Source organism: Chryseobacterium limigenitum (assembly GCF_900114875.1).
GTDB lineage: Bacteria > Bacteroidota > Bacteroidia > Flavobacteriales > Weeksellaceae > Chryseobacterium > Chryseobacterium limigenitum.
This window is the reverse complement of record NZ_FPKW01000006.1, coordinates 47081-59334: the sequence shown is the minus strand read 5'-3', so window position 1 is coordinate 59334 and position 12254 is coordinate 47081. Positions and strand designations below refer to the sequence as shown.

At 34.1% G+C, this 12254-nt stretch carries 16 protein-coding genes; 14 read left to right on the top strand and 2 right to left on the bottom strand.

The window, feature by feature from the left end; genetic code table 11:
- Positions 1 to 380: 380 nt before the first annotated feature.
- The 14 genes from BT156_RS09550 to BT156_RS22060 all read left to right on the top strand — a co-directional run bounded on the left by BT156_RS09550 (position 381) and on the right by BT156_RS22060 (position 11224).
- Entirely contained in the window at positions 381 to 1256 is an 876-nt protein-coding gene (locus tag BT156_RS09550; RefSeq protein WP_072409534.1) for a pirin family protein, read from the top strand.
- 200 nt (positions 1257 to 1456) lie between these two features.
- Positions 1457 to 2356, top strand: a complete 900-nt coding sequence (locus BT156_RS09545) for a pirin family protein (RefSeq protein ID WP_072409532.1) — start codon at positions 1457 to 1459, stop codon at positions 2354 to 2356.
- A 33-nt stretch (positions 2357 to 2389) separates the two neighbouring features.
- Positions 2390 to 3265 (top strand): subclass B3 metallo-beta-lactamase, encoded by an 876-nt coding sequence (gene bla / locus BT156_RS09540; RefSeq protein ID WP_072409530.1) that lies wholly within the window; start codon positions 2390 to 2392, stop codon positions 3263 to 3265.
- A 20-nt stretch (positions 3266 to 3285) separates the two neighbouring features.
- Positions 3286 to 3819 (top strand): NADPH-dependent FMN reductase, encoded by a 534-nt coding sequence (locus BT156_RS09535; protein WP_066751513.1) that lies wholly within the window; start codon positions 3286 to 3288, stop codon positions 3817 to 3819.
- Entirely contained in the window at positions 3819 to 4397 is a 579-nt protein-coding gene (locus tag BT156_RS09530) for a TMEM175 family protein (protein ID WP_072409528.1), read from the top strand. Before BT156_RS09535 ends, BT156_RS09530 begins: the two co-directional genes overlap by 1 nt.
- Position 4398: 1 nt before the next feature.
- Positions 4399 to 4617 (top strand): (4Fe-4S)-binding protein, encoded by a 219-nt coding sequence (locus tag BT156_RS09525; RefSeq protein ID WP_072409526.1) that lies wholly within the window; start codon positions 4399 to 4401, stop codon positions 4615 to 4617.
- The gene (locus tag BT156_RS09520) at positions 4617 to 5015 is read left to right on the top strand and encodes an OsmC family protein (RefSeq protein WP_072409524.1); all 399 of its coding nucleotides are present in this window, start codon (positions 4617 to 4619) and stop codon (positions 5013 to 5015) included. Before BT156_RS09525 ends, BT156_RS09520 begins: the two co-directional genes overlap by 1 nt.
- A 1-nt stretch (position 5016) precedes the next feature.
- Entirely contained in the window at positions 5017 to 5304 is a 288-nt protein-coding gene (locus tag BT156_RS09515) for a GNAT family N-acetyltransferase (RefSeq protein WP_170857292.1), read from the top strand.
- Positions 5305 to 5420: 116 nt separating this feature from the next.
- Positions 5421 to 6917, top strand: coding sequence for a sodium:solute symporter (locus BT156_RS09510; RefSeq protein ID WP_072409522.1), 1497 nt, complete (start codon positions 5421 to 5423; stop codon positions 6915 to 6917).
- Positions 6918 to 7223: 306 nt separating this feature from the next.
- Complete coding sequence (locus tag BT156_RS09505; RefSeq protein WP_228430067.1) at positions 7224 to 8099, top strand: transketolase; 876 nt, start codon at positions 7224 to 7226, stop codon at positions 8097 to 8099.
- A gap of 88 nt (positions 8100 to 8187) precedes the next feature.
- Positions 8188 to 9135, top strand: coding sequence for a transketolase family protein (locus BT156_RS09500; protein WP_072409518.1), 948 nt, complete (start codon positions 8188 to 8190; stop codon positions 9133 to 9135).
- A gap of 215 nt (positions 9136 to 9350) precedes the next feature.
- Positions 9351 to 9920, top strand: coding sequence for a GNAT family N-acetyltransferase (locus BT156_RS09495; RefSeq protein ID WP_072409515.1), 570 nt, complete (start codon positions 9351 to 9353; stop codon positions 9918 to 9920).
- Positions 9913 to 10809: a LuxR C-terminal-related transcriptional regulator gene (locus BT156_RS09490; RefSeq protein ID WP_072409513.1), complete on the top strand. Its 897-nt coding sequence runs from the start codon at positions 9913 to 9915 to the stop codon at positions 10807 to 10809. Before BT156_RS09495 ends, BT156_RS09490 begins: the two co-directional genes overlap by 8 nt.
- 244 nt (positions 10810 to 11053) lie before the next feature.
- Positions 11054 to 11224 carry a hypothetical protein gene (locus BT156_RS22060; protein WP_170857291.1) on the top strand — a complete coding sequence of 57 codons (171 nt, stop codon included), beginning with the start codon at positions 11054 to 11056 and terminating at the stop codon, positions 11222 to 11224.
- Between the two features lie 66 nt (positions 11225 to 11290).
- Here BT156_RS22060 and BT156_RS09480 read toward each other — a convergent pair whose 3' ends face one another.
- Together BT156_RS09480 and BT156_RS09475 are read right to left on the bottom strand one after the other, a co-directional pair.
- Positions 11291 to 11668, bottom strand: a complete 378-nt coding sequence (locus tag BT156_RS09480) for a hypothetical protein (RefSeq protein WP_072409509.1) — start codon at positions 11666 to 11668, stop codon at positions 11291 to 11293.
- A 68-nt stretch (positions 11669 to 11736) separates the two neighbouring features.
- Positions 11737 to 12207 (bottom strand): Lrp/AsnC family transcriptional regulator, encoded by a 471-nt coding sequence (locus tag BT156_RS09475; protein WP_066751538.1) that lies wholly within the window; start codon positions 12205 to 12207, stop codon positions 11737 to 11739.
- Between the last annotated feature and the right edge of the window lie 47 nt (positions 12208 to 12254).

The window sequence follows — 12254 nt, the reverse complement described above, 5'->3', positions numbered from 1 at the left end:
AAGCTATTTCCCGCTTTCCACTACAATCTTTTTTTTCAAAAAAGGATTTTCGCTGCAAAACGAGGAACGAGTTTCGACGATTCCATAATTATAATATGAATGAGAGAGTCAATCGGGGCTAGGGTATTTGCCTAATATTTGACATTTCGAGTACCCGCAAAGCTTGTCATCCCACAGGGATCTAGACTCGAATCTTTCCACACAATAAACCTCACAGGTTTTCAAAACCTGTGAGGTTTGTCATAACGCTCAGAAAAATTGTATTTCAATATCTCACGTTTTAGCGCCTCTTAACTTCATAACAAACCAACTACTTATCACACATCAATGCATCTGATTTTTAACTTTAATAATTTTGTCTCTATAAATCAACAATTATTATGGCAACTAAAAAAGTAGAAATGGTAATATCTCCAAAACCTGCGCATTTTGTGGGTGACGGTTTTAGGGTGCATAATTTTATTCCGGGCGTACAGGGATTGGATATGAAGAGAATGGATCCTTTCATTATGCTCGATTATAACTCAAAATTTCATTTTAACGGAACAGAAATACCAAGAGGTGTCGGCGTACATCCTCACAGAGGTTTTGAAACCATAACCATAGCTTATCAAGGCAGAGTTGAACATCACGACAGCGCGGGAGGTGGAGGAATTATCGGTGAAGGCGATGTGCAATGGATGACCGCTGCAAAAGGCGTTCTCCACAAAGAATATCACGAAACCGAATGGGCAAAAACCGGCGGAATTTTCCAGATGGTTCAGCTTTGGGTCAATCTTCCTTCAGTATATAAAATGAGCTGCCCGAAATATCAGGCAATCAAAAACTCTGATATGGAAAAAGTAGATCTTGGCGACAACGGATTTATAGAAGTTATTGCCGGAGAATATAACGGTCAAAAAGGTCCTGCCTTTACTTTCAGTCCGGTTCACATGATGAATGCAAAGCTAAAAGCCGGAGGAAAAGCAGACTTTAATTTCCCCGCAAACTTTAATACCGCAGCTTTAGTCGTTGAAGGAAGTATCATCGTAAACGGAGCCGAAAAAGCACCGACAGATAATTTGGTATTATTCCAAAACGAAGGAGAAAATTTCACCATTGAAGCATCTGAAGATTCAATTATATTAATCATCAGCGGAATGCCTTTAGACGAACCTATTTATCCACACGGCCCTTTTGTAATGAATTCAAAAGAAGAAATTATGCAGGCTTTTGAAGATTATAATTTGGGAAGATTTGGATATTTGGCGGATTAAACAAGATTTAAATTTCAGTTAAACTCCAGTAATTTCTTTTTTTACTAACTTTATAAGCTCTGTTATTAAAAATAATACACTCATTTCGTCATTGCGAGAAACGAAGTGCCGAAGCAATCTCATCTTCATAAATATTTAGATTGCCACGTCGCAAAGCTCTTCGCAATGAGATAAGAACATAAAAAATCACTTTACATATCATGTCAAACATCGGACTTATTATAGAAGAAAAATCAGCAGATATAGGAAACTTTTTGGTGGGAAGATTATTGCCTTTCCGTGAGAAAAGAGCTGTCGGACCCTTCGTTTTTATCGATCACATGGGACCTTCTGAATTGAAAGATTATCAAAATCTTGATGTTCCGCCTCATCCACATATCGGACTTTCAACTTTAACTTATCTTTTGGAAGGATCAATTTTCCACAGAGACAGCATCGGAAGCGCTCTTGAAATAAAGCCGGGAGCCGTAAACTGGATGACCGCAGGAAAAGGCGTCGTACACTCAGAAAGAACGCCGGAATATTTAAGACATACCGATAAAAAACTTCACGGTTTCCAAATTTGGGTTGGTCTTCCGAAACATTTAGAGCAATCAGAACCTACCTTTCATCATATTGAAGCGGATGAAATTCCGGTTTGGGAAGAAGGTGATATTCAATATAAACTAATTGCAGGAGAAGCTTTTGGAAGAAAATCTCCCGTTCCTGTTCACAGTAAATTATTTTTCATTGAAATTAAAACAAAAACCGCTCAAAAAATAAGTATCGGAAAAGATCTTTACGGTGAAGCTGCGATGTATGTTTTGGACGGAACCGTTACTACAGACGGAAATTCTTACGGTTCAAAACAATTAATGATCGCAAAAGATACCAAACTTTGTGAGTTCGACATGAGCGCAAATGGAACGGTTTATCTTTTCGGCGGAGAACCTTTTGACGAAGAGCGTTTTATATTCTGGAATTTTGTAAATTCAGACAAAGAATTAATCGATGAAGCAAAAGTGAACTGGAATGACCAAAATCATGACGCTTTTCCTTTGGTGCCAGGCGATGAGCATGAATTTGTGCCGCTTCCAAAAGCTATTTTAAACAGAAAATAAACTTCAAAATATTTACCAATAAATCCTAAATAAATGAATAGAATAATCCTTGCATTTTTAATAGTTATATCTTTTGTAAGTAACGCTCAGACTGTAAATGAGCCTAAAAACAACCCTGAAGAATGGTCAAAACCTTATGAGCCGTTCAGAATTGCAGGCAATTTATATTATGTCGGAACTTACGATCTGGCATCTTACCTGATTGTTACCGATAAAGGAAATATCCTTATCAATACAGGATTAGAAGGCTCACTTCCAATGATCAAGGATAATATTAAAAAACTTGGTTTTAATTATAAGGACATCAAAATTCTGACTTTAACACAGGCTCATTTTGACCACATGGGAGCAATGGCCTACATCAAAAAAGAAACAGGCGCCAAATTGTATGTGGACGAAAAAGATGCAGAAGAATTAAAAAGCGGCGGGAAATCAGACTACGAACTGGGAAAATACGGCGTAACTTTTAAACCTGTAACTCCTGATTATCTGTTGAAAAACAACGATAAAATAAAACTCGGGAATACGACACTCACTTTACTTCATCATCCGGGACATACAAAGGGATCGTGTAGTTTTTTATTCGAAACCAAAGATAAAAACCAAACGTATAAAGTTTTAATTGCCAACTTGCCTTCAGTCATTATTGATGACAAAAAATTCTCTGAAGTAAAAACTTATCAGACTATTCAGAAAGATTATGCCGAGACATTTAAAGCTATGAAAAATGTGAATTTTGATATTTGGGTAACTTCTCATGCAAGTCAGTTTGACTTGCATTCAAAACGAAAAGAAGGAGATGCTTACAATCCGAAACTATTTGCAGATAAAGAAGTCTATTTTCAAAAACTTGAAAAATTAGAAGAAGATTATCAGAAAAAAGTAAAAGAAGATTCACCAGAAAAATAACAGAAAACAGTAATAAAATAATGAAAATATTAGCATTTGCAGGAAGTACTTCTTCCACTTCAATTAACAGAGAATTGGTGAAATTTGTTTTGAAAGATTTTCAGGATGAAGAAATTAACTTAATTGACCTTAATGACTTCACGATGCCTACTTTTTCTGTTGATCTTGAGAAAAAAGGTTTTCCGGATGAAGCGCACAATTTTTTAAAGCAAATAGAAGAATGCGACGTGATCATCTGTTCTCTTGCAGAGCATAACAGATCGTACAGCGCAGCTTTTAAAAACGTTTTCGACTGGGCTTCAAGAATTAATGTTAAAGTTTTTCAGAATAAGCCGATGCTTTTGATGTCAACTTCTCCCGGCGGTTACGGCGGAGGAAATGTGATGAATACCGCAAAAACGTTCTTTCCAAACTTTGGAGCTGATATTAAAGATACTTTTTCTCTTTCTAAGTTTTACGAAAACTTCGATTTGGAAAGCGGTGTCATCAATCCCGAAATGCTTAAAGAATTGAAAGAAAAAATTGAGAATTTTAAAATCCAGGTTAAAAACTAATGACAAAAGGAAGATTAGAGGCTTTCAGTGACGGCGTTTTGGCTGTTATTATTACCATTATGGTGCTTGAATTAAAAGTACCGGAAGGACATAATTGGGTTGATTTAAAACCTCTTATTCCAAAGTTTTTGGCTTATATTTTCAGTTTTATTTATATCGGAATTTATTGGAATAACCATCATCATCTGTTTCAGGCTGTAAAAAAAGTTAACGGAGGTATTCTTTGGGCTAATCTTCATTTGTTATTCTGGCTTTCATTAATGCCGGTCGCAACAGAGTGGATCGGGGAAAGTCATTTTGCAAAGAATCCCGTAACAATTTATGGTGTAGGATTGATAATGAGCGCAATTGCCTATACCATTCTTGAGAATTTAATTATCAAAAATGAAGGCGAAAATTCAAGGATAAAAGAAGCTATATCGTCTAAATTTAAAGAGTATATATCAATTATATTTTATATTTCGGGGATCATTACTTCATTTTTTTATCCTTATATTGCAATAGGTTTTTATTACATCGTTGCTTTGATATGGCTGATTCCCGACAAAAGAATTGAAAAATCATTAAAAGAAGATTAATATGGAAACACACGAATACATCAATGGAGAAATTACTGTTATCTGGCAACCTCAAAAATGTATCCATTCAACAGTTTGCGTGAAAACTCTTCCAAAAGTTTATAATCCAAAAGAAAGACCTTGGATAAAAGTTGAAAATGCAACTCCTCAGGAACTTAAAAACCAAATAGACCTGTGCCCTTCCGGAGCATTAAGTTATAAAATCAACACAGACAAATAATGGCAGTAACCGTAAAAGCAGTTTTAGGAAAAGAAAAATATTACACCGAAGTAACGGCTGGCGAAAACCAACTGATCACGGACGAGCCTGTAGACAAAGGCGGGCAGAATAAAGGTTTCAACCCTTTTGAAATCCTGGCAACGTCATTAGCAAGCTGTACCGCAGCTACATTAAAAATGTACATCGACCGAAAGGAATGGAACGTAGAAAAAATAAATGTAGAAGTAGAGTTGGAAAATTTTCCTTTGACAAAACTTTGCGTTTTTAAAAGAAATATCAGTTTTGAAGGCACAAATCTTGACGAAGAACAGATGAAAAGGCTTCATTTGATCGCAGATGCATGCCCTGTACACAAAATATTAACTCACGACATAGAAATTCAAACCAAATTTTCATAATATGATAGAGGTAAAACAAACCAACGACGAAAAACACGGAAGTTTTGAGGCTTTCATAGACGGAATCTCAGCAGGAAAAATGACTTATACCTGGGCGGGTGAAGAAAGATTCATCATCGATCACACCGAGGTAGGCGAAGAGCACAACGGAAAAGGTGTTGGTAAAGAAATGCTTTTAGCTGCAGTAGACTTCGCAAGGAAAAGCGGAAAGAAGATCATTCCGCTTTGTCCGTTTGCTAAGGCTAGTTTCCAGAAAAGTGAAGAGCTTCAGGATGTTTTAGTTAATTAGTTTTAAATTAAACACAGAAAATAAATCAACCTTTCAGTTATAGATACTGAGAGGTTTTTTTCTTTTTTAACACACCATAAAAAAACTATATTTGTAAAATTTTAATCGAATAAAATATGTCTCCACTTATATTATTGTCCATCATTATCATTTATTTCGCCCTACTCCTTTGGGTAGCTTACAAAACAGGAAAAGGCAGTGATAATGAGAGTTTCTTCATCGGAAACCGTAAAAGTAATTGGATGCTTGTTGCATTTGGAATGATCGGAACTTCACTTTCTGGAGTTACTTTTGTGAGCGTTCCCGGGGCAGTTGGGAAGGACAGTTTTTCTTATTTACAGATCACTTTGGGCTATCTTATCGGATATATTGTGGTGGCCTACGTTTTACTTCCTTTATATTATCGGTTAAAATTAACCTCCATTTATGGTTATCTTCAGCAAAGAATGGGGCAACTTTCCTATAAATCGGGAGCATGGATTTTCATTGTTTCGAGATTGGTTGGTGCCACGGCGAGATTATACTTGGTTGTTAATATTCTTCAAATCACTATTTTAGATAGTTTGGGAGTTCCTTTTATTGTGACGACCTTAATTATTTTAATCATGATTATCCTTTATACCTATGAAGGAGGTGTGAAAACCATTGTCTGGACGGATACTTTACAGACTTCCTGCATGCTTTTAGGATTGATTATATGTACGGTTTATATGTTGAATCATTTAGATTTAAGTGTTGGACAGAGCTTAACAGCAATGAGCGACAAAGGCTACACTAAGGTATTTGAATTTGACTTTAATTCTCCCGGATTTTTCATCAAACAAATCCTTGCCGGAGCATTTATTACCATCACCATGACCGGAATTGATCAGGAAATGATGCAGAAAAGTCTGTCTGTAACGAAGCTGAAAGATTCTCAGAAGAATATGGTAACGCTTGGTTTTATTTTGTTGGGAGTAATTTCGCTCTTCCTTTACATGGGCGGACTTTTATATCTTTTTGGACAAAGCGAAGGCGGTCACATCACAGAAATTATTAAAGACGGAATTTCTAAAAAAGAATTTTTATTAAACGGAAAAGATATTTTCGGGGATAAAATTTTCCCGGAAGTGGCTTTAAATCATATGCCCGGGTTTATTTCAATTATATTTATCATTGCTTTAATTTCGGCGTTATTTCCAAGTGCGGATGGTGCTATGACGGCGCTTACCTCATCGATTTGTATTGATATTGTCGGAATGAAAGACAAACCTTGGGATACTAAAAAGAAGGAAAAATTCAGGAAAAATGTTCATTTGATCGTTGCTGTTTCTTTCTTAGTTATGGTTGTTATCTTTAAAATTATTAATGATAATTCCATGATTGGTTTAATTCTTAAATTGGCAGGATTCACTTACGGACCCCTTTTAGGACTTTTTGCTTTTGGAATTTTCACGAAATATAAAGTGGTGGATAAATTGGTTCCTTACGTTTGTATTGCAGCGCCGATTATTTCTTATTTTATCGATAAATATCAGGCTACGCTTTTCGGAGATTTCAAAATCGGGCTGGAGTTGTTGATTATTAATGGATTGTTGACTTTCTTTGGTTTGTGGTTGATTAGAAAGAAATAAAATTTAAGTTTCGGCTAAAGCCAATTGAATAACTTTTTTGGTATGGACGGGCTAAAGCCCGCCCCTATTGATAGAACTGTATGAAAATTTAATTAGTTAAAATAATACTTCGGTTTTGTCATTCTGAACGAAACATAGTGAAGTGAAGAATCTCTACAAATAAAATTTAGATTCTTCCTTCGTCAGAATGACAAAGACTATGGTAAATTATTTTAGTTATTTAATAAAAATAAAAAATTATAATTAAAAATCCGAGTATTAATCTCGGATTTTTACATTTCCGTAAGCCACTAAAAAATTGTAGATTTGTGTGCAAATAAATCAGATATAATGAGTAAAAGTATCGAAGAGTTGAAATCTCTTACTACACAAATCAGAAGAGACATTTTAAGAATGGTTCATGCTGTAAATTCAGGTCACCCGGGCGGAAGTTTAGGTTGTACAGAATTTTTCACGGCGCTTTACGGAAAGGTAATGAACTATAACCTTCCTTTCACAATGGAGGGCAAAAATGAAGATCATTTTTATCTTTCAAACGGACACATTTCACCGGTATTCTATTCTACTTTGGCAAGATTCGGATTTTTCCCTGTTGAAGAACTGAATACTTTCAGAAAATTAGATTCAAGATTACAAGGACACCCAACTACTCATGAGGGTCTTCCGGGAATCAGAGTCGCTTCAGGATCTCTTGGACAAGGACTTTCTGTAGCTTTAGGTGCAGCTCAAGGTAAAAAATTAGACGGAGACAGCTCTTTAGTATATACTTTACATGGAGATGGAGAATTGCAGGAAGGTCAAAACTGGGAAGCTTTGATGTATGCTTCTGCTAAAAAAGTGGATAACATTATTTCTACCATCGATTATAACGGACAACAAATTGACGGAAGTACAGACAACGTACTTTCATTAGGAAATCTTCATGCAAAACTGGAGGCTTTCGGATGGATTGTTCTGGAAGAGAAAAATGGTAATGACCTGGAAGCAGTAATTGCAATCTTAGAGAGAGCAAAAGCTGAGACAGGAAAAGAAAAACCTGTTGTCATTATTCTTCATACGGAGATGGGTGCCGGTGTAGATTTCATGATGGGATCTCACGCTTGGCACGGAAAAGCTCCTAATGATGATCAATTGGCTACGGCAATGAAAGAATTATATTTAGAAGCTCCAACCGACTATTAATAATAAATGATGAATCATCAATGATAAATGACGCATTACAATATCGTTTATCAACTATAATTTATCAATTATCAAAAATTTTAATAAAATGAAATATACATATACAGAAAAAAAAGATACACGTTCAGGATTTGGAGCTGGATTAGCTGAACTTGCTGACACACACCCTAATGTAGTAGCACTTTGTGCAGACCTTATCGGTTCTTTGAAAATGGAGAAATTCATTGAAAAAGCACCGGAAAGATTCTTTCAGATAGGAATTGCAGAAGCAAACATGATTGGTATTGCTGCAGGTCTTAGCATTACAGGAAAAATTCCTTTTACAGGAACTTTTGCTAATTTCTCTACTTCAAGAGTCTATGACCAGATCCGTCAGTCAGTAGCTTATTCTGATAAAAATGTAAAAATATGTGCTTCTCACGCAGGTCTTACTTTGGGTGAAGATGGCGCTACTCATCAGGTATTGGAAGACATCGGGATGATGAAAATGCTTCCGGGAATGACTGTAATCAATACTTGCGATTATAACCAAACTAAAGCGGCAACTTTGGCTATCGCTGATTTTGAAGGCCCTGTTTATCTAAGATTCGGAAGACCGGTAGTTCCTGTTTTCATTCCGGAAGATATGCCTTTCGAGATCGGAAAAGGAATAATGCTTCAGGAAGGTACTGATGTAACGATTGTTGCAACAGGTCACTTGGTTTGGGAATCTCTTGTGGCTGCAGATGAGCTTGAAAAAGAAGGTATTTCTTGTGAGGTGATCAACATCCACACCATTAAACCTTTGGACGAAGAGATCATCTTAAAATCAGTTGAAAAAACAGGAAAAATCGTTACGGCTGAAGAACACAACTATATTGGTGGTTTAGGAGAATCAATTGCCGGAATGTTGGCTAGAAAAAGACCAACCAGACAGGAATTCGTTGCTGTAAATGATACTTTCGGAGAATCTGCAACCCCTGCTGAATTAATGAAAAAATATAAAATCGATTCTACAGCCGTGAAAGAAGCTGTGAAGAGAATTTTAGAGAAATAATTTTTCTTTTTTAAGAATAAAACTTAAGGCATCCAGTTTTGGATGCTTTTTTTTGGCACATTCTGCAAAATTTAGAAATAAATACCGAAAAATAATATTAAAATATAATTTATTTCAGTTACATAAGTTCAAAAATAAACATAATCAATTGAATATCAAGCAACAACAATTGTATCATTATATAATTATTCATACTTTTGGGAAAAATAAAATGTATGAAAAAAGCTACTTATCAGGACAGAGAAAAAGCAGTTGATATATTATGTCAGGCTTTTATTGATGTTCTTATCCCAAATTCTATAAACTTTGTTGTAAATAAATCTCGCAATAGGTATAAACGTTTGAAAGCGTTAATGGAATTTCAGTTCGACTTATCTATGCTGGATGGAAATGTATTTTTAAGTGATGATTACAAAGGATGCATTTTATACCTAAACAAAACTGAGTTTAGTTTAAAAAAACTATTATTGGAAATCAAATTATTATTTACTTGTATTGGTCTAAGTAATATGCTTAAAGTTTTAAAAAGAGAAAAACTTTTGAAGAGTTTTCATCCTAAAGAAAATTTTGTGCATTTATGGTTAATGGCTGTGATACCAAACGAACAAGGGAAGGGTATAGGAACAAAACTATTAAACGAATCATTACAACTTTATAAAGGTGAATTAATTTACATAGAAACTACTACTGCTGAAAATCGTGCTTTTTATACTCAAAATGATTTTGTAATTTTTCATGAAACTTTTGAGCTAGACTACCCTCTTTATTTTTTAAAACATGTTTAATACTGAAATGAACTTTAGTACATTTCTTTATATACTAATATTTGTACTATTAATTATAGTTGTTTCCATACAACTGATCTTGGTTTGGAAAAGAAGAGATCGAAGATTTTATTTAAAATTTTTAGGACTTATTTACTCCGGTTTACTTTATAATTTTGTAGAAGGACTACTTCCCGATAAAAATATTGGAATCAATATTATGTCTCAGAATATTTTTGCTTGGATTGTCGGAGTAGGAGTAGCTTTTCATTATTTTACTTTTATAAAAAAAGAATATAACTTAAGCTTTATTAAAGAGTTCTCTTTTAGTACAATTGCGATTTTCGCATTGCTAACTCTCATGATTCTTTTTATACTTCCCTATACAATTACTGGCTCTTTAAGTTATTCACGAATATACTTTTTAACTTTTATTCTTGCTCTTTTATCACTTGCAATAGTTCTAGTGGCTAAGCAGCAAATAAAAAAAATGAAAAAACATAAAAATATCATATTTAAAATTCATGATATTATAGGAATTTTCTCATTCTTGGGGCTTACTTCATTGCCTTTGACCATATTGATATTCGGAGATAATCAATTCATTGAACAGACATTTTTCAGCTTAGGTTTTTTCGTACTATCACTTGATTACTTTCTATATCCTCTTAGAAAAAAAGAAATCAAAAAGAGTATTTCATTTGAAAAACTCTCAGTAAGAGAAACTGAAATTTTAATGATGCTTTTAGACAATCCGAATTTGAAATATTCTGAATTAAGCAAAATTTTAAATATCTCTGAAAAGACATTATCAACTCATTTATCAAATATTTACAAGAAAATAGAAATTAAAAGTAAAAAAGAAATACAGGAAATGAGTAAAATGTATAAAGACTCTTTAATAACTTAATAAAATTAAATAACTAAAATTCAATACTATAACTACCCTTACATTGTACCCTTAGTAATTTAAGTAGAAGTTTAAGGGTGAAAAATTAAAGTTTTAATAACTGCTCATTCTATGTTTGCTGAAGAAAATACAAATGATGCTTTTTTTGTTTGTGCGCACAACAAAAAATAACTGCTGATCAGCAAAAACCCATGTCAGGGATTGTATGACAAAATTAAATATTAAAACTTTAAAAAATTTCAAAATGAAAAAATTAAAACAACTTTCAAGAAAAGAAATAAAGTCAGTAAGCGGTGCAAAAGGTCCTGTTCAAGACCCTATTAGTGATGTAGAGTGTGGATGCACAATGGCAGCTTGTGTTACTGGCAGCAATAAGGATGGAAGTTCTCGTTGTAGCAATTCTTCTTGTTGTTAAAAAACGATTCTAAAAACACAAGGCTGTCTCAAAAGGGCAGCCTCTTTTTATAATTGAATGAAATATTTACTTAAAAAATTTCCACTTCGGAATAATCGCCAGCATTCCAAATCCTGTAAAAAGGAAAAGATTGGTTACATCAGTATATAAAAACGTTGATAAATAATAATTGTGCATAAAGAAGTGCAGAACCAACAGTACAGGGAATATAAAGATCCCTATTTTTCTATAAAAGAACATCAGCACCAAACTGATCATCATTAATGCATCAATCGAAAAGATCACGTAAAAATACCATCTTGGGATATTAAGAAACTCGTGTTGCAGGTATTCATCCAAATCAATTCCCAATCCCATTACCGTAAATAACATCAAAGCGGCAAATGCTGCAATAAAACCCCATCCTTTCTTTGGATCTTCGTCAAAGTAACTGTATTCTTCCATAGGTACAAAAATAAAGAACTTATGAGAGATTTCATAAGTTCTTTTATAGTAATTCGTTTAAAATTTGATTAAATAGAAATAGCGTTGATCAATCTATTTTTATCGCTTAAGAATTCTTCCATAGAGATCATACTCTCAGTTCTCATAACATCCTGGATGTCATCGATCTGATAAATGATTCTCTTAGCATCGTCCGTATTCTTAGCTCTTACTTTACAGAAAATATTATATTTTCCTGAAATTACGCTCGCTTCGATTACGTTTGGAATGCTTGTAAGCTCTTTCAATACCTCTTGTGTGCGGTTTGATTTTGTTAAAAGAATTCCGATAAAAGCTGTAAAATGATAGTCTAACTTACCATAATCGATATTAAGGGATGATCCCAAAATAATACCTGCATCCTCCATTTTTTTCACTCTTACGTGAATTGTTCCCGCAGAAACGTCCATCTGCTTAGCAATTTCTGTAAAAGGCATTCTTGTGTTTTCTACTAAGAAGTCAAGAATCTTCTTGTCTATTTCGTCCAGTTGATAGTTCATATTAGTTAAATTACAATTTCCTTAAAAATTCTATGTATTCTTTGCAA

Coding starts and splice junctions, on each gene's coding strand:
- BT156_RS09535 (WP_066751513.1), top strand. CDS start 3,286: ATGAAAATATTAGCATTTGCAGGAAGTACTTCTTCCACTTCAATTAAC.
- BT156_RS09490 (WP_072409513.1), top strand. CDS start 9,913: ATGTTTAATACTGAAATGAACTTTAGTACATTTCTTTATATACTAATA.
- BT156_RS09520 (WP_072409524.1), top strand. CDS start 4,617: ATGGCAGTAACCGTAAAAGCAGTTTTAGGAAAAGAAAAATATTACACC.
- BT156_RS09525 (WP_072409526.1), top strand. CDS start 4,399: ATGGAAACACACGAATACATCAATGGAGAAATTACTGTTATCTGGCAA.
- BT156_RS09515 (WP_170857292.1), top strand. CDS start 5,017: ATGATAGAGGTAAAACAAACCAACGACGAAAAACACGGAAGTTTTGAG.
- BT156_RS09510 (WP_072409522.1), top strand. CDS start 5,421: ATGTCTCCACTTATATTATTGTCCATCATTATCATTTATTTCGCCCTA.
- bla (WP_072409530.1), top strand. CDS start 2,390: ATGAATAGAATAATCCTTGCATTTTTAATAGTTATATCTTTTGTAAGT.
- BT156_RS22060 (WP_170857291.1), top strand. CDS start 11,054: ATGAAAAAATTAAAACAACTTTCAAGAAAAGAAATAAAGTCAGTAAGC.
- BT156_RS09550 (WP_072409534.1), top strand. CDS start 381: ATGGCAACTAAAAAAGTAGAAATGGTAATATCTCCAAAACCTGCGCAT.
- BT156_RS09495 (WP_072409515.1), top strand. CDS start 9,351: ATGAAAAAAGCTACTTATCAGGACAGAGAAAAAGCAGTTGATATATTA.
- BT156_RS09475 (WP_066751538.1), bottom strand. CDS start 12,207: ATGAACTATCAACTGGACGAAATAGACAAGAAGATTCTTGACTTCTTA.
- BT156_RS09500 (WP_072409518.1), top strand. CDS start 8,188: ATGAAATATACATATACAGAAAAAAAAGATACACGTTCAGGATTTGGA.
- BT156_RS09545 (WP_072409532.1), top strand. CDS start 1,457: ATGTCAAACATCGGACTTATTATAGAAGAAAAATCAGCAGATATAGGA.
- BT156_RS09480 (WP_072409509.1), bottom strand. CDS start 11,668: ATGGAAGAATACAGTTACTTTGACGAAGATCCAAAGAAAGGATGGGGT.
- BT156_RS09530 (WP_072409528.1), top strand. CDS start 3,819: ATGACAAAAGGAAGATTAGAGGCTTTCAGTGACGGCGTTTTGGCTGTT.